Raw genomic sequence first — 17,218 nt, forward strand, 5'->3', positions numbered from 1 at the left:
TCATGCTGCCGGATGCCAGCAATGGGATCATCCATAAGCAAAGCAGTCATTCGGTCGATGAAACGCTCGAAAAACTCAGGAGTATTTTGCAAGCGAAAGCCGTCAAGCTCTTCGCCGTGATTGACCACTCCGGTGAAGCACAAAAGGCCGGGCTGAAAATGCGCCCCACCAAGCTGGCAATTTTTGGTAGTCCCAAGGCAGGAACGCCCCTCATGCTGGCCGCACCAACAATCGCCATTGACCTTCCCTTGAAAATTTTGATTTGGGAGGACGCCAAGGGCAAAGTCTGGGTTTCCTATAACGGTTCGGCCTACTTGCAACAGCGGCACAGCTTGCCCAAGGCGCTGCTGCAAAATATATCCGTTGTCGAAACTTTAGCGGCGGCAATTGCCGGATAATTCCAAGCGTTGAGAATTTTTCAAAATAATCTATAGAGCAGAGGTCGAAGATGACAGCGCCACAGATTGAAAAAGCCGTCGAATCACCCGCACCGGATCTCGCAACGATCCGCGCTGCGCACGAGCGCATTCGCGCGCACATTCATCGCACGCCGGTATTCACTTCGGAGACGCTCGACGCCATGACCGGCGCTCAACTCTTTTTCAAATGCGAGAATCTGCAAAAAACCGGTTCTTTCAAATTTCGCGGCGCAACGAACGCCGTTTTTTCGCTCACCGAGGAAGAAGCCAGGCGCGGCGTCGTCACGGTTTCCTCCGGCAATCATGCCGGTGCGATTTCTCTTGCCGCGCGCCGCCGCAGAATTCCTGCATGGATCGTCATGCCGCGCAACGCCCCGCGCGCAAAGCGCGTCGCAGTGGAGTCCTACGGCGGCCAGGTCACTGAGTGCGAATACGACATCGCATCGCGCGACTCTGTTTGCAAGCAAGTCCAGGAAAAAACCGGCGCGATTCTCATTCATCCGTACAACAACGCGCGCGTCATCGCCGGCCAGGGCACTGCGGCTCTCGAGCTTCTCGAAGACGTTCTCGACCTCGACATTGTCATCGCTCCAGTCAGCGGCGGAGGACTCTTGAGTGGCACGGCCATCGCCGCAAAATCTGTGCGGCCGCAAATTCGTGTCGTGGGTGCAGAACCGAAAAATGCCGACGATGCGTATCGCTCCCTTGCCGCGGGCAAGATCGAATCTGCTGCAAAAACGGAAACTATCGCCGATGGTCTGCGAGCCGTGCTCTGCCCGCTCACGTTTTCGATTCTTCGCCAGCACATCGACGAAATCGCTCTCGTCACCGAAGAGGAAATCATCGCCACCATGCGTCTGCTCTGGGAGCGCTTGAAACTGATCGTCGAACCTTCCGGCGCTGTCTCTGCGGGAATCGTACTCCACAACAAGATCGCTGCACGCGGCAAGCGCATTGGAATCATTCTTTCCGGTGGGAACCTCGACCTCGATCAAATCCCATTCTCGCACCCGGCCGCGTAAGCGCCTCTATTCCTCGAATGGTTTCCAATCGGTCGGCGGAAATGATATCTGCCAGAACCCCGGAACGCTGTGATCGAACTCCACCGGGACTTGAAACCCTTCTCCAAGCGCTTGCGGCATCCGCGTCACGCGGCAACCGATTCGCTGGTGCGTGTGCGCATGCTCCAGAACGAATCTCGCATTCGGCGCAAACCTCTCCGGACAGTGGACCAGCGCTCCGTGGTCATTGACGTTCAAAGTGAATGCGGTCACGGCAGGCGGCTTGCCTTCGATGCTCAGGTGAAGCTTCACGCCCACCCGCAGCGTGACGCGCTGGCTGCGCCGTCGCTCTTCTCCCGGCGCCAGTTGATCTTTTTCGGTTTGGGCAGAATTCTCCGTATTCATGCCGCGGGCTTTCCTATTCGATTAAGATGGGGATGTGTTCTAAGGACAGCAGGCCTGCACCAAACTAAAGCTAGAGATCGATTCCCCAGAAATCCATCTCCGGCTCGATTAGCTCCACGCCCAGCTCCCATCCATCGACTCCCTGTTTGCCCTGATACACGACAATCGCTCCGAGGGTTCGGTGATTCGCCAGGTTCGTAAGCCGCAGGTGCCGTTCCAGAGGCATGGCCCGCGGGCTCACCAGCAGGCAGCCATAGAAGTTCACGATTCGCGTGTGTGCGTTCTCGTGTTGCGCGCGCCCCTGCTGATTTTCTGACCATTCCAGTGCGATGGGAACCTGCGAATTCATCCGCGGTCCGCGTCGCTTTTCTCGCATTTTCCCTTCCAGTGATGCAACTCGGCGTGTCTGCCCTGAGGTAGTCATCGTGATACCCGCTAAATAGAAGCTAATGCTTTTATTTACAATCGATTACGTACCAGCCACTTCGGCGGTCACGTTAGTTCAAAGGAGGCTATATCCGGCAATCGTCTGCGTCAATGGTACTCAATCTGAGGAAAAGCCTGTTCGAATGGCCTGTTTCGGGAATTTGGACGTGTTTAGGTCTGCTCTGGTCTGAGATTTCCCGGGGCCTCTCCAGTGCGTTTCACGCCCGGGACCAGCAAAGGCTCCTCGCCCAGATGCCCCACGGGAGCCGGCTCTAGAGCGCGCTTACGCTCTCCGCGGCCAAGCCACGTCTGGAAAGTATCCATGTACGTGTAAAACACAGGAGTCAGATACAGCGTCACGATTTGCGCAAAGACCAATCCGCCGACGACGCACATACCCAATGGCCGCCGCGAATCCGCGCCCTCGCCCGTTCCCAGCGCGATCGGAATCGTACCCATGATCGCCGCCATCGTGGTCATCATGATTGGCCGGAACCGGATCAGGCATCCTTCCACGGCCGCTTCCGCCGGTGTCGTGTGCCCTGCCTTTTCCAACTCAATCGCAAAGTCCACCATCATGATCGCGTTTTTCTTCACGATTCCGATCAGCATGATGATTCCCACGAACCCGTACAAATCGAGTTGCATGTGGAACAACATCAAAGCCCCCAAGCCTCCAAACGCCGCCGCCGGCAAGCCTGAAAGAATCGTGATCGGATGAATGAAGCTCTCATACAAGATGCCGAGCACGATGTAAATGACGAGAATCGCCATGACCAGCAACAGACCCAAGCCAGTCAGAGATTGTTGGAACGCTTGGGCGGTTCCTTGGAAACTTCCGGTAACGGTCAGCGGCAAGGTATCCGCGGCTACTTTCTGGATTTCATTTACTGCCTGCCCCAGCGAAACGCCCGGCACCAGATTGAACGAAACCGTAACGGACGGCATTTGCCCCAAATGGTTCACGGTCAATGGTCCCAGGCTTGTGCTTATGCTAGAAACCGCATTCAGCGGCACAAGCTGCCCGCCGGTCGAGTGAATGTAAAGATAGGACAGCATCTGCGGGTCTTCTTGATACTGCGGCTCGAGTTCCATGACGACCCAGTATTCATTGGTTGGGGCATAGATCGTCGAAATCCATCTTTGGCCGTATGCCGTATTCAGGGCGTCTTCGATTTGCTCCGGACTTACGCCGAGCGCCATGGCTTTGTCTCGGTCGATGTGAATATCGACTTGTGGGCTCTTGATTTGCAAATCCGTGGTCACATCGGCCAGTCCGGGCAGACCCTTCATCTTGTCGCTCATGATCTGCGCATACTTATAAAGCTGATCCGTGTCTGGACTCACGAGCGAGTATTGATACTGGCTCTTGGTCAGTTGTCCGCCGATGCGAATTGCGGGTGGATTCTGAAGATATACGCGCAGCCCGGGAATGCTGTTCAGCTTTGGCTCCATCTCCTGAATGACGTCGGGGATGGTCATGTGACGCTCGAAAATGGGCCGAATTTCATGGATCACGGCGCCAAGTATCGCCACTTGCCCGTACTTCGCATTCAGATGCTCATAGGTCGGGCTGTCCGTCCAGGGCCGTTCGGAACGGGAGTACAAATGGTCATAGAATTGTCCGATATTCAGTCCGGACGTTCCCGAGGCTTGGATGCTCGAGAAAAATTGCCGTGTGTTGGGATCCGCCTTCACGATCTCGTTCAGTTTCTTCTGATGCGCCTTCATGGCGTCGAAGGAAATGCCCTGCACCGCCTCGGCAAAACCAACCACCTCGTCCTGGTCCTCGTCCGGCAAAAATCCCTTCGGGATCACCCAAAACTGCCACGCTGTCGCAAAAAGCAGTCCCACCCCGATTACCATCACGGTCACGCGATGTCTCATCGACCATCGCAGCGTGACCTCGTACCATCGGAGCATCGCGTCGAACATCCGCTCCAGGGCGTTGTATAACCTTCCGTGGCCGCTCTCGCCTATGTGGGGTCGCAGGAACCGGCTGCACAGCATCGGCGTCAGCGTCAGCGACACGACGCCCGAGACCAGAATAGACGAAATAATCACCACGGCGAATTCGTGCAGCAACCGGCCGAGAATTCCCGCCATGAAAAATACCGGCAGGAAAACGGCTGCCAGGGATAGCGTCATGGAAACAATCGTGAACCCGATTTCCCGCGAGCCATTCACTGACGCTTCAAGCACTCCCTCGCCGTTTTCCATGTGCCGGACGATGTTTTCCAGCATCACGATCGCGTCGTCCACAACGAAGCCCACCGATAGCGTCAGCGCCAGCAGCGATAAGTTGTCAACCGTGTAGTCCAGCAGATACATCACGGCAAACGTGCCGATGATCGACATCGGCAGCGCCATGCTGGGGATAATCGTCGCCCAGGCATTACGCAGGAAAAGAAAAATCACCAGGATGACCAGGAAAATTGCCAGCACCAACGTGAACTTCACGTCGTTCACCGACTGGTTGATGGAAATCGACCGGTCGTGCTCAATCGTCAAAATCATCGACGGCGGCATGATTTGGCGAAAGCCGGGCAGCAGCTTCTTGATGGCGTTGTCGATTTCGATCGTATTCGTGCCCGGTTGCTTCTGAATCGCCAGGATGACTCCCGGCACTGCGTTAATCCAGTTCGCCAGTTTCGCATCGCGAACGCTGTCGTACACGTGCCCGATCTCGTCCAGTCTCACCGGTGCGCCGTTTCGATACGCCACGATGAGCTGGCGGTACGGCGCCGCACTCATCATTTGTCCGTTCGCATGCACCGTGAATGCCTTGTGCGCTCCGTAAAGCGTTCCCGTTGGCATGTTGACGTTCGCGTTTTGAACCGCTTGCTCCGCTTCATCGATGCCAATCTGCCGGCTCGCCATTTCCATTGGGTCCAGCTGGATTCGTACCGCGTAGGGCGTCGATCCGTAAACCGACACTTGCGCCACGCCGCTGACCATCGAAATCTGGTTTCCTAGCAGCGTCTCAGCGTACTCATCGACTTCCGAGATCGGTAGCGTTGGAGACGTTGCACCGAGGAAAAGAACAGGCTGATCGGCGGGATTCACTTTGCGGAACGTCGGCGGTGTCGGCATGTTCGGCGGCAATTGATTCGCCGCTGCCGTGATAGCCGCTTGTACGTCCTGCGCCGCCCCGTCAATGTTGCGGCTCAGATCGAATTGCAAGGTGATTGATGTAGATCCCAGCGCGCTCGTCGAATTCATTGAATCCAGGCCAGGAATCGTTGTGAACTGCTTCTCGAGTGGCGTCGCAATCGCCGATGCCATGGTCTCTGGACTGGCGCCGGCGAGATTCGCAGACACGGTGATCGACGGAAAATCGACGTTCGGCAAATCGCTCACAGCCAGGTCGCGATAGGCCACCATGCCGAAAATCAGCACAGCCGCCATCACCAGGCACGTCATCACCGGCCGTTTGATGAAATTTTCTGCGATCTGCATGTTGTTGCCGTCGTCCCCTACAGGCTCGTCCTGATCTTCACCTTAGAACCTTGGATCAGTCGCACTTGCCCGTCCGTCACAACTGTCTCTCCGGCCTTCATTCCTTCTGCGATCACCGTCAATCCATCCACCGTCCGCGTCACTTTCACGGTTCGCAAATCGACGGTCATATCCGGCTTGACGACAAAAAGATAGTCGCCATCTTGCCCCGTCATCACCGCCTGCGACGGGACTACAATCGCATTTTCCTGCTCCGACAGTCGCAGCACAACGTTTACGAATTCGCCCGGCCACAGCCGAAAATGAGAGTTCGCAAACGTACCAATGAGTTGAACTGTGCCGGTTGTCGGATCAACCGTGTTGTTCACGAAAGTCAGGTATCCGCCCTCCGGCGCCGAACTATCGGACGGCGTGGCCTGCACGGGCAGCTTCCCTTTCGCCATGTAATTCTTGATCTCTTCGAGATACTGCTGCGGCACTGCGAAGTTGATGTACAGCGGAGAAATCTCGTTGATCACGACAAGAATCGGAACGTCGTCGGCCTTCACCACGGTTCCCGGATATACCAGCTGTGCTCCGGTCCGTCCGCTGATCGGCGCGTAAATTGAGCAATACGAAACGTTCAACTTTGCCGCTTGCACGGCCGCTTCATCCGCTTGCACCGCCGCTTTGTCGGCTGCTTCTGTCGCAAGCTGTTGGTCCAATTGCTCCTTCGGGACTACACCCGAATCGAAAAGTTTTTGGTAACGCTCCGCTTCCACGCTGGCGAGCTCCGCATTCGCCTTGTCCTTCGCCAAATTCGCCTGCGCGAGTTGCAGCGCCGCCTGAAACGGACGGTCGTCCAGGCTGACCAGCAAATCGCCTTTCATGACGTATTGCCCTTGCGTGTAGTGCACCGCGCTGACGATTCCCGCAACTTGCGATTCAATCGAAACCGTGGAATACGCCTGCCCCGTGCCAATCGCATGCAGCTCGACGGGCATCGTCTTCTCCATGCTCTGCGCTACCATCACAGGGACGACCGGAACATCCGGGGGTGGCGCCGCATGCTCGGTGCAGCCTGCCATCCCAGCAAGAATCAAAAAAAACGGGGGGAGAAGATTTGATTTCAAAAATTTTCTCATTTTTCTCCGTAAATGTTTGTAGACAACTCCACGATTACTTGCCGCGGATCACCAACTGCTTTTGCAGTGTGTCCTCTCGACTCTAGCTGACCCAGCGCGGCCAGTCGAATGTTCTCATTCTTCCATATATCTGACGTTCCTTGATGCGTTTACGTTGCAGCCGGCGGACCAGACTTTTTGTTTCTTTTTTTGCTTCTTGGGGCTGCCCCTGGCCTGCGTCTGTGCTAGGATTTGGTGTTTGAGTCGGCGCTCCAAACACGGTTCGAGCCGCCGACGGCACTCATAATCATCGAAAGCCTCTTGGAAAGAGAAAAACGGATGGAAAACACCCAGGCCTCGCGCAACGGGAAACCTTACCTCCTGCCGGATAAGGCGCTCAAGAATCTCGACGAGTATATCGCTATTGGCGGCCTTCAGGCGCTCAAGAAAGCCTATTCGATGCCGCGGGAAGCCGTCATCGCCGAAATAAAAAAATCCGGCTTGCGCGGGCGCGGCGGCGCTGGTTTTCCGGTTGGCATCAAATGGTCCAGCATCGCCGGCGATTCTTGCGCCACCAAGTATGTCGCGTGCAACGCCACCGAAGGCGAACCCGGCACATTCAAAGACCGCATGTTGATGCGCCGCAATCCGTATCAAGTTCTCGAGGGCGTCGCCATCGCCGCTTATGCGATGAATGCCAGGAAAGCCTTCATCGCCATGAAGCATACTTTCGACGAAGCCATCGAGCGCACCGCGCAGGCGCACAAGGAAATGACCGCGCGGAATGCGCTCGGTGAAATTCCCATCGAATTCGTTTACGGTCCCGAGGATTATTTGCTCGGCGAAGAAAAAGCCATGCTCGAAGTCATCGAAGGCCGCGAAGCAATGCCGCGCGAAATGGATTTCCCTCCGTACATTCTTGGCCTGTTCGCGGGCTATCCATCGTGCATTCCGGGTCAGACGAATCCAACACTCGTCAATAATTGCGAGTCGATGTCATCCGTAACACACATCATTCGCAATGGCGCCGACTGGTTCCGCTCCATGGGCACCGCCGACACGCCCGGCCACACTATCTTCACGCTTTCCGGCGACGTGCAGCGCGAAGGCCTCTACGAATTGCCCATGGGCACCACCATGCGTGAGCTCATCGAAAAATCCGGCGGCGGATTGAAACCCGGCCGCAAACTCAAGGCAATTTTTTCCGGCGTCGCCAGCGCGGGACTTTATCCCGAAGCCGTCGATACGCCGCTCGATTTCGGCTCCATGCGCAGCGCTGGCTCCGGCCTCGGCTCGGCCGGATTCATGGTTTACGACAATTCGAATTGCATGGTGCAAGTCGCGTATTGCTTTTCAAAATTCCTGTGGATCGAATCCTGCGGCCAGTGCCGCTCCTGCAAAGAAGGAACGCAAGAAGCGACCGAACGCCTCGAAAAACTAATCAATGGCACAGGCAACGAAATCGATGTCGAAGCCATTCTCCAGGCTTCTACCAACGCGCCGCGCGGCAATCGCTGCTTTCTGCCCACGGAACATTCGCTGATCATTCCCAGCATCGTGCACACATTCCAGCGCGAATTCGAAGAGCACTATAATCGCGGCTGCCAGAATTGCCGCGTGCCCGTGCTGCCGAAGATGCACGACTTTGACGAGCAAAAGCACGAATTCCACTACACGCACGGCCGTCTGACTCCCTGATCGAATTCCCGCGCATCGAGTTCACCGCGCCGAGGTGCATTCCAGTAAACTCGCCTGATATTTTTATCGCGTCGTTTCACACCGCAAGGCATCCTATTGGCAGCGATTTCGGCCCATTCCAACGAGGAGTATCCGACACATGAAACGCATTGCCTTGTTTGCGGCGATTTTTCTGGCCGTATTGGCCACCTCGGCAAACCCGCGCACGTTCCGGGGACAAATCATGGACAGCCAGTGCGCATATAACGTTCACTCAACGACCGCTTCGCACAAAGAGATGTCGCGAATCTACGGCGGACTGACCGCGCGGGACTGCACGATTATGTGCGTTGAAAAAAATGATGGCCGCTACGTGTTCTTGGACCGCGATGGCAAGACCGCGTACAAATTGTCTTCGGACCAGAACGATTTGAAACAGTACGCCGGAAAGAAAGTCGAAATTGCCGGCGAAGTCGGTCCGAAAAAAGATTTCATCAACGTAACGCATATCAAAGCGCTCGAATAACGACTCTGTACAATCGTGCGTGCGGTTCTGCACTCGCTCGCAGGCCGCGCGCAAGTTGCGTCGTTCCGCTGAACGCCATCAGTGTTCTCCCAGTGCGTACCGCACCACAGCGAGCGCGGCGATCACGGCTGTTTCCGTGCGGAGTATTTCGCGGCCTAGCGACGCCTCGCGAAATCCATTCTTCGACGCTGCTGCGAATTCCGCGTCTGTCCAGCCGCCTTCCGGACCAATCGCCAGGCAAATTTCCTGCTCATGCGCCCCCCATAAGACTTTTTGCAGCTGTGGCGCGTCCGGCCGCTCGGAGAGCAGAATTCTTGTTCCGCCGCCCGCTTCGCAGAAAGCGTCCTCGGAAGTTGCAATCGGCAGAAGTTCGGGCGGCCGCAGCCTTCGCGATTGCTGCGCCGACTCCAGCAGAATTTTTCGCCAGCGTTCTGCTCGCTTCCTCGCCGCCAGAATCAGCGCCTTTTCGCTGCGCACCGCTGCCAACGGAATGATCTTGCTCACGCACAGTTCCGTGGCTTTTTCCAGGCACCATTCCATGCGGTCGAATTTCACAATGGAGAGCAGGAGACTGATTTTCAATTCCGGCTCCACTGCGGCAATCGGCTCGACGAGCGAAAATTCGATCGCGCCATGCGTGCGTCCCGACGCGACTTTTTCGACGCGCGCAAGCCATACGGTCTTGCCGTCGCTCAATTCGTAAAGCTGCCCTGGCTCGGCGCGCAGGACGCGTCCCAGATGCTCCGCCGCTTCACCGCGAAGTTCGGCGCGCAGGCCCTCGAATTTGTCAACAAAGAATCGGCGGCGCATCTTGTTCTGGCAGGCTAGCTGAAGATGTCCTTCACTTTGTCGAAGAAGGACGAAGAGCGCTCGATGGGGCGATTTTCGACTTTGGCGACGCGATGCAACTGCTCGAAGATGGCCTTCTGCTCTTTGGTCAGCTTCGACGGAATCACGACGCGCACGTTGACGTAGAGATCGCCCTTGCCACCGTGAGGGTCGGGCAGGCCCTTGCCCTTCTTGCGGAAAAGCGTGCCGGGCTGCGTGCCTTCGGGAATGGTGAGCTTTTCCTCGTCATTCAGAGTGGGAATGGTGATTTCCGCGCCGAGCGCAGCTTGCGCAACAGTGATGGGAATATTGCAGTAGAGATCCGCGCCGCGGCGTTCGAAGAAGGAATGCTCCTTCACTTCGATGAAAACGTACAAATCGCCCGGCGGGCCGCCGTTCGTTCCTGGCTCGCCTTCGTTGCCGACGCGCAAGCGCATGCCGTTGTCGACGCCGGCGGGAATGGCGATTTCGATGGTGTGCGCGCGCTCGATGCGGCCCTGGCCGCGGCATTCCACGCAGCTTTCTTTGATGACTTTGCCTTCGCCGTGGCATGAGGGGCATGTGCGCGAGACGGCGAAAAATCCCTGCTGATAATGCAACTGACCGCGACCTTTGCAAGCCTCGCAAATCTCCATCTTTGTGCCGGGCTTCGCGCCAGTGCCGTGGCAGGCGGAGCAATTTTCCATGCGCGGGATTTTGATTTTGGTTTTCACGCCCGCAGCGGCATCTTCGAAGGAAAGTTTCAGGTCGTAACGCAAATCCGCGCCGCGCTGCGCCCGCGGACGTCCGCCGCGGCGCTGGCCGCCGCCTCCGCCCAAAATATCCTGGAAGCCGAAGATGTCGCCGAAGACGTCCTGAAACTGCTCGAAAATCGAGCCGAAGTTGCTGGAATCGAAGACCTGGCTGGTGACTCCGGCGTGGCCGTAGCGGTCGTACGCGGCGCGCTTCTGCGCGTCGGAGAGAACGCTATAGGCTCCGCTGGCTTCGCGAAACATATGTTCCGCTTCGGCTTTATTTTCGGGATTGCGGTCGGGATGGTACTTCAACGCCGCCTTGCGGTAGGCGCTCTTGATTTCCTCGGCGGTCGCGCTGCGGCTGACGCTGAGAATTTCGTAGTAATCCCTTTTCGTGCTCGATGGCATTGGTTGTCCCGTTTACGCCGGTTCCGATGATTTCAATACGGCGCTCAATTGGCTCGAGAATTAGATGCTGCTTCCTCGCCCTCCGGATTCGAAGCGACGCGCACCATCGCGGGCCGCAGCACCTTGCCGTGAAAGACGTAACCCGCCTGCAATTCTTCGAGGACTGCGCCATCCGGTTTTTCCGTGGTTTTGACGTGTTCGATGGCGTGATGGAAATTCGGATCGAAGGGCTTGCCTTCTGTCTCGATTTTTTGCAGGCCTTGCTTGGCGAGGACGTCGAACAATTGCCTGCGGATCAGTTGCACGCCTTTGCGAAATTCGTCGTGCGCCGCGTCGCGATGCGCGGCGATGGCGCGGTCGAAGCCATCGAGAACGGGCAGCAGATGCTCGATGAGCGTCTCCGCGCCGCGATGGCGATCCTGATGGCGCTCGCGGTCGATGCGCTTGCGGTAATTGTCGAAATCGGCCTGCAAACGCTGGAGCGTGTTTTTCAAATCAAGTTTCTCGGCGACCAAGCGCTCGATTTCGCGGTTGACGGCGGTTTCGAGCGGCGACGGACTGTCTTCGCTGGACGCGGGGTCATTCTTCGGATCCGCGGCGTCGCCGGCAGCTAGATGCTGATCTTTTTCCGAATTGTTTCGCCGGTTCACGACGACTTCTCCTTCTCCGAATCTTCCGAGAAAAATTGCGACATCAGCGCGACGACGGTGATCACGCGCTCGTAGTGCATGCGCATCGGGCCGAGAATGCCGACCGTTCCCTGCGCTCGCTCGCCCGGGCGGCCGGACTCGCCGCGCGTGTAGGGCGCGCTGACGAGCGCGAGATGCTTGCCTGCACTGGACATTTTTTCCACGCCAAGCTCGATGTGCACCGGCTCGGGCGTCTCGATGCAGCCGCTGAGCAATGCGAGCAGACGATCGCGCTCCTCGATGGCGCTGAGCAGTTCGCCGAGCTGCTCCTGATCTTGAAATTCCGGCGCCGTCGCAAACTGCGCTGCGCCGCCGATGTAGATCACGCGGTCGGAATCCTCAGCGAGCAATTTCGGATCGCACAACATCAGCGCGCTGCTGGCAAGTTTTTCGTAGCGCTCGCGGTCGCGTTTCAACTGCGCCTTCAAATCGGCGCAGATCGCTTCGAGCGTCCAGCGCGGGTAATGCTTGTTGAGATATTCCGCGATGTGGTCCAGTTCACCCTGTTGAAATGTGCGCTCGGGGCGAATGCATTTGTCGCGCGTCATGCCGCCGCTGGTGACGAGCACGACGAGCACGCGGCCGTCGGGCAGAACCAGAAAACGGATGTGCTCGACGACGGTGCGCGCAAGCGGCGGCGAAACGATGATTCCCAGTCCGCGCGAAACGGCGGCGAGGACATGGCTGGCGCGTTCCATCACGCCTTCCGGCGTCGTCGCGGAATCGAGCTCGCGGCGAATCCATTCGCGATCCTCGACGCGCGGCGTGGCCTGCATGGCGATTTGCTCGACGTAAAAACGATACGCCGAAGCCGTCGGCACGCGCCCCGCGGAAGTGTGCGGCTGATAGAGATAGCCTTCGTCTTCGAGGTCGGCCATGATGTTGCGCATCGTGGCGGAGCTGAGCTGCTCGGCGTGCATGCGCACAATCGTGCGCGAAGAAACCGGCTCGCCGGTTTCGATGTATGCGCGGACGACTTCCGCGAGCACCTGACGATGGCGTTTTTGCTGTAGCGCGGGAACGGTTGTCATTCTTTCCGGACCATTGCGACCATTACAGGCAGCTTGCCTGTTCGAATCATTCTCGAATGCCTATTTTTAGTGTAAACGCCGCGCGCAGAAGCGTCAACTTAGGCACGGACCTAGCGTATGCTCATCGGGAAACGGTACGACTTAATGTCAACGGGCACCCTTATATGGGGCTATTCGTCGCCGTAACAAAACCAGAAGTCTCAGTTACGGATCACCTGCGCTCTTGCGAACGGCGCGCAGCATGTCTCGCGCCGCTGGATGGTCGTTGTCGACATTTGCTCGTTGGAATAATTTTCTAGCGTTCGGAATTGAAGCTCTCACGCCCTTGCCTTCGAGATACGCAATCCCGAGAAAGAAGAATGCGTCCTCTCTTGATGCTTCGCATAGGTTCTCCCCTTTTGTTGCCCTGCGAAAACATCGAACTGCTGCTGTGGGATTCTTCCTAACCCCTCTTCCCCAGAAATAGTGAATCCCGAGCTGGACCAGGGCATCCTCGTCGCCTGTGGCAATGGATTTTCGGAACCATCTAACAGCTGCCTCTAATTTTCGGTTTTCCCGATACGTCATTGCAATATTACTCGCAGCGCAGGCATCTCCGGCGTGAAATGCTTTTCTAAACCAGTAGAGTGCTTCCTGAACATTCTTTGTCACACCGTTCCCGTCACTGAATAGAATCCCTAGGTTATTTTGGGCGGACGCAACACCATGCTCTGCCGCGCGCCGAAGCCATTGCGCGGCTCTTCGAGCGGAGCGCCTAACAATAACCTTCCCTTTGTTATCTTTGCACCCGTCACCATATCGATCTGCGACGCCCCATTCCGCCTCTGGGTCGCCCCGCTTCGCTCGGGCAAGCAAGATTTGCCATTCCGAGGCGGACATCTTATAGCCACCCTGGAATCCAAGGTTTCTTCGCGTCATCTTCCAAGGAAATTCAGAGTCAATCGCCTCGCGGGATCCATCAAGTGATCGTTTCACGGTGTCCGTCTCAAAAGTCCTATGTTCCTTTACCGAACTATCCGTCTGCTACGAAGTGGAGTTGTCGATTTGCGCGCGCTGGAGGTGATCCGAATAGTCGACGTAAATCGTCTTCCACTCGGAGTAAAAGTCGATGGCGGCGAGGCCGGATTCGCGATGGCCGTTGCCGGTTTGTTTCGTGCCACCGAACGGCAGATGCGTCTCCGCGCCGATGGTCGGCGCATTGACGTAGACAATTCCGGTGTCGAGATCGCGCTGCGCGCGGAAGGCGTTGTTGACGTTGCGCGTGTAAATCGAGGACGAGAGGCCATACTTCACGCCATTGGCGACTTCGATGGCTTCGTCGAGGCTGCCGATGGGCATCACGGAAACGACCGGCCCGAAAATTTCCTCCTGGCTGATGCGCATTTTCGGATTGCAGTCGAGGAACACGGTCGGCTCGTGGAACCAGCCCTTGGCATATTTGCCGCTGTCGAGGCGATGGCCGCCGGCGGCGAGTTTTGCGCCTTCGCCTTTGCCGATTTCGACGTATTTCATGACCGTTTGCAATTGGCTTTCGCTAACTGAGGGGCCCATATCGACATCCATATCGAGACCGTTGCCGACGCGCAATTTTTTCGCGCGCGCGACGAATTTCTCCGTGAACTCGCCGTAGACTTTCTTGTGCACGGCGACGCGGCTTGCGGCTGTGCAGCGCTGGCCCGTCGTGCCGAATCCGCCCCAGATGGCGCCGTCGACAGCGAGGTCGATGTTCGCGTCGTCCATCACGAGGATGATGTTTTTGCCGCCCATTTCCAGATGCACGTGTTTGAATGCCGGCGCGCAGGCTTCGTTGATAAGGCGGCCCGTATCGGTCGAGCCGGTGAAGCTGATGAGCTTCACGTCGGGATGCTTGACGAGCGGCGAGCCAGCGGACGAGCCAGCGCCGGAGACGATGTTGACGACGCCTTCGGGAATGCCAGCTTCTTCGAGAATCTGCACAAGGTAATAGGTGGAAAGCGGCGTATCCTGCGCGGGCTTGATGACCACCGTATTGCCGCAGACCAGCGCTGGCATCATTTTCCACGACGGAATGGCGATGGGAAAATTCCACGGCGTGACGAGGCCGCAAACGCCAATCGGCGAGCGCACGCTCATCGCAAATTTGCTCGGCAATTCCGAAGGCGTGGTCTGGCCGAAGAGCCTGCGGCCTTCGCCGGCCATCAGATAGGTCATGTCGATGGCTTCCTGGACGTCGCCGCGCGTCTCGGCAAGCACTTTGCCCATTTCGCGCGTCATGTCGCGGGCGATATCCTCCTTGCGGCGCACGAGAATTTCCGCGGCGCGATAGAGAATCTCCGCACGCTTCGGCGCGGGCACGAGCCGCCAGGTCTCGAACGCGCGCTTGGCCGCTTCGACGGCTCGATTCACATCCTCTTCGCTGGACGCCGGAAAAATTCCCACGAGATCGTCGGTGTTCGCCGGATTGCGGTTCTCGATCGCCTTTCGGCCTACGGCGTCGACCCACTCGCCATTGATGTAATTTTTCTGCGCGTTCGGAAAGACTGCGGTTGCCATGAACGGGCCTCCTCGGAAGATTCGCCTGACTTATGAAGTTAACAGACCGCGCGAGGCAGCGTCAACGCGGCGAACGCTCGCGGTTTGGGACGGTTTCCTGCATCTCAAGCGGCAGGCAAACCTGGTATTGGATCGGCGTCGCTGCAATTTTCGAGGTTCAGGACGCCTCGGCGGCAGCATTTTTCCCTGCGATGCGCCCCTGCACGCTGCACCGCGCCAGGCCGTGCAAGCTGAATCCGCCCGCGCTCTCACCTGCGCAATAGAGTCCCGGAATCACATTGCCGGAAAAATCGATGACCTGGCATTTTGCGTTGATGCGGAGCCCCGCGCGCGTGTCGTGGACCACGGGCGTGGCCCAAGCGGCATAGAACGGCGGCGTGTCGACTTTGTACTTTGGCGCGGGCTTGCCGAAGTCCGCATCCTTGCCATCGTCCACGAAAGAATTGTAACGCGCGACCGTACTTTCCAGCGCGTCGCCGGGCATGGGCTTGCGCTGATGTTTGTTCACGATGGCGGCGGCCAATTCGGCGATGCTGTTCGCGGAGAAAAAATACCCTTCGGCGATATCCACGTAGGGCGGTTCGACCGTCCACTCTTCGCGCTTCGCAGCGTTGGCGTCAAAAATGGCCCAGATGGGCCCGCCGCCATTGACCGCATCGCCGGTGCCGGCAAGCGCGGCGTTGAGAAAATTGGCGGGGTGGTACTTGATGTCCGCAGCATTCAAATAACTTCCCTGCGTGTAAGGCCGAAGCGAGTTGTAGTTGTTGGATGTGTACGCGCCCTGCGTCTCGTCGTAGAAACGCGATCCCACCTGATTCACGAGGATCACATTCTGGTAATTGCGGACCAGAAGGCCACGCGCACGGGCGAGGTGGAATACGGGGCTTCCGGGTTCCCACCCCAGATTTCTATACCCATACTGACACCCGATGCGGCCCGCCTTGGCGAGGCGCAGGCCAAATTCGCCCGAGTCGTTGTACGCACCCCAGAGCGACGCCCCGACGGCGAGGCCGGCCAGTTCGCCACTCGCATCCTGGAAGGAATAAGGTTCGCCAGCAACGCCGTTGTATTCCTCGGTCAGGCGCGTATCGAAAATCCTGCGGAAGTTCACGTTGCTGCTGGAGCCGCCCGTGGCAAGGATGACGCCCTTGCGCGCGAGAATGTGCAGCGTCTCGCCCTCATGCATGGCCACAATGCCCAAGATTTTCCCCGCCGAAGGCTCCCCTCGAACGAGGCTCGACATTTTGTGTTTCAAGAGAATCACCACGCCGGCCTTGCGGGCCGCGACTTCGAGCGGCCGGATGAATCCGACGCCGGAGGATTCTGTAGCGGCAATCGCGGGGTCGACCGGCTTCCCAGTCTGCATCTGCGGCCAGGCCATGGGCGCGGCGTGGTTTTCGCGCGGAGCAGAGTTTCCGTCTGCTGTTCCGCCCGCGCCGTCAGGCGCTTTTTCCACAAAGATCACGCCGTGCGCGACCAGCCATTCATAGGTCGGCGCGCTATTGTCGGCGAAAGCGCGAATGATTTCCTTATCGTTGTAACGATAGTCGGGGAAGCCGTTGGGTTCGACAACGGACCAGTCGGTGAGGTCGCGAAATACCATGTCCGGCGAATCCTCGATGTTGTATTTCTTCTGCCGGCTCGTGCCGCCGCCGAGAGCGACGTTGCCGCCGCTGAGGATGGCGTGGCCGCCAACGTCAAAATTGGCTTCGATCAAAATGACCTTCGCGCCGTGCTCGGCGGCTTCAATGGCTGCGGGAAGACCCGAAGCGCCCGCGCCGACCACGACGACCTCCGCTTCCTTGTCCCAATGCGGCGTCCGGCTTTGCGCTTCGCCTTCCTTGAGGCCCAGGCCAGCCAGAACCGCTGTGCCGACTCCTGCGCCCGTTGTCTTGACAAAATCGCGGCGCGACAAATTTCTCTTGTCTTCTGGATCGCCCTTCATGATGGCACCCTCCAGATTCCGATTTGAATTTGCTC

General features: G+C 57.7%; 15 protein-coding genes. 4 read left to right on the top strand and 11 right to left on the bottom strand.

Going from position 1 to position 17,218, the window contains the following annotated elements:
• The first annotated feature begins 2 nt into the window (after positions 1-2).
• Together VGR81_13520 and VGR81_13525 are read left to right on the top strand one after the other, a co-directional pair.
• Positions 3-398, top strand: a complete 396-nt coding sequence (locus tag VGR81_13520; protein HEV2289957.1) for a DUF302 domain-containing protein — start codon at positions 3-5, stop codon at positions 396-398.
• Positions 399-448: 50 nt separating this feature from the next.
• Positions 449-1,441 (top strand): pyridoxal-phosphate dependent enzyme, encoded by a 993-nt coding sequence (locus VGR81_13525; GenBank protein HEV2289958.1) that lies wholly within the window; start codon positions 449-451, stop codon positions 1,439-1,441.
• 6 nt (positions 1,442-1,447) lie between these two features.
• On the opposite strand, the gene VGR81_13530 is transcribed toward VGR81_13525, so the two are convergent.
• The 4 genes from VGR81_13530 to VGR81_13545 all read right to left on the bottom strand — a co-directional run bounded on the left by VGR81_13530 (position 1,448) and on the right by VGR81_13545 (position 6,834).
• A complete protein-coding gene (locus tag VGR81_13530) occupies positions 1,448-1,825 on the bottom strand; it encodes a hypothetical protein (protein HEV2289959.1) in 378 nt (125 codons plus the stop codon).
• A gap of 70 nt (positions 1,826-1,895) precedes the next feature.
• Entirely contained in the window at positions 1,896-2,174 is a 279-nt protein-coding gene (locus VGR81_13535; protein HEV2289960.1) for a hypothetical protein, read from the bottom strand.
• A gap of 248 nt (positions 2,175-2,422) precedes the next feature.
• Positions 2,423-5,710 (bottom strand): efflux RND transporter permease subunit, encoded by a 3,288-nt coding sequence (locus tag VGR81_13540; GenBank protein HEV2289961.1) that lies wholly within the window; start codon positions 5,708-5,710, stop codon positions 2,423-2,425.
• Between the two features lie 17 nt (positions 5,711-5,727).
• Complete coding sequence (locus tag VGR81_13545) at positions 5,728-6,834, bottom strand: efflux RND transporter periplasmic adaptor subunit (GenBank protein HEV2289962.1); 1,107 nt, start codon at positions 6,832-6,834, stop codon at positions 5,728-5,730.
• A gap of 318 nt (positions 6,835-7,152) precedes the next feature.
• Here VGR81_13545 and VGR81_13550 point away from each other — a divergent pair, with 318 nt between their 5' ends.
• Positions 7,153-8,511 (top strand): NADH-ubiquinone oxidoreductase-F iron-sulfur binding region domain-containing protein, encoded by a 1,359-nt coding sequence (locus VGR81_13550; GenBank protein HEV2289963.1) that lies wholly within the window; start codon positions 7,153-7,155, stop codon positions 8,509-8,511.
• A 139-nt stretch (positions 8,512-8,650) separates the two neighbouring features.
• The gene (locus VGR81_13555; protein HEV2289964.1) at positions 8,651-9,016 is read left to right on the top strand and encodes a hypothetical protein; all 366 of its coding nucleotides are present in this window, start codon (positions 8,651-8,653) and stop codon (positions 9,014-9,016) included.
• Between the two features lie 78 nt (positions 9,017-9,094).
• On the opposite strand, the gene VGR81_13560 is transcribed toward VGR81_13555, so the two are convergent.
• The 7 genes from VGR81_13560 to VGR81_13590 form a co-directional block, all read right to left on the bottom strand.
• Positions 9,095-9,826 carry an RsmE family RNA methyltransferase gene (locus VGR81_13560; GenBank protein HEV2289965.1) on the bottom strand — a complete coding sequence of 244 codons (732 nt, stop codon included), beginning with the start codon at positions 9,824-9,826 and terminating at the stop codon, positions 9,095-9,097.
• Between the two features lie 14 nt (positions 9,827-9,840).
• Complete coding sequence (gene dnaJ / locus VGR81_13565) at positions 9,841-10,986, bottom strand: molecular chaperone DnaJ (protein HEV2289966.1); 1,146 nt, start codon at positions 10,984-10,986, stop codon at positions 9,841-9,843.
• A 44-nt stretch (positions 10,987-11,030) separates the two neighbouring features.
• On the bottom strand, positions 11,031-11,636 hold the full coding sequence (gene grpE / locus VGR81_13570) for a nucleotide exchange factor GrpE (protein ID HEV2289967.1): 606 nt from the start codon (positions 11,634-11,636) through the stop codon (positions 11,031-11,033).
• Positions 11,633-12,706, bottom strand: coding sequence for a heat-inducible transcriptional repressor HrcA (hrcA, locus tag VGR81_13575; protein ID HEV2289968.1), 1,074 nt, complete (start codon positions 12,704-12,706; stop codon positions 11,633-11,635). The genes grpE and hrcA overlap by 4 nt, the downstream gene beginning before the upstream one ends.
• Positions 12,707-12,910: 204 nt before the next feature.
• Complete coding sequence (locus VGR81_13580) at positions 12,911-13,681, bottom strand: tetratricopeptide repeat protein (GenBank protein HEV2289969.1); 771 nt, start codon at positions 13,679-13,681, stop codon at positions 12,911-12,913.
• 48 nt (positions 13,682-13,729) lie between these two features.
• Positions 13,730-15,238 (bottom strand): aldehyde dehydrogenase family protein, encoded by a 1,509-nt coding sequence (locus tag VGR81_13585; GenBank protein HEV2289970.1) that lies wholly within the window; start codon positions 15,236-15,238, stop codon positions 13,730-13,732.
• Positions 15,239-15,395: 157 nt separating this feature from the next.
• Positions 15,396-17,183, bottom strand: a complete 1,788-nt coding sequence (locus tag VGR81_13590; protein HEV2289971.1) for an FAD-dependent oxidoreductase — start codon at positions 17,181-17,183, stop codon at positions 15,396-15,398.
• Positions 17,184-17,218: the final 35 nt, after the last annotated feature.

The organism is Candidatus Acidiferrales bacterium (genome assembly GCA_035934015.1).
In the GTDB taxonomy this organism is placed as follows: domain Bacteria; phylum Acidobacteriota; class Terriglobia; order Acidiferrales; family UBA7541; genus DAHUXN01.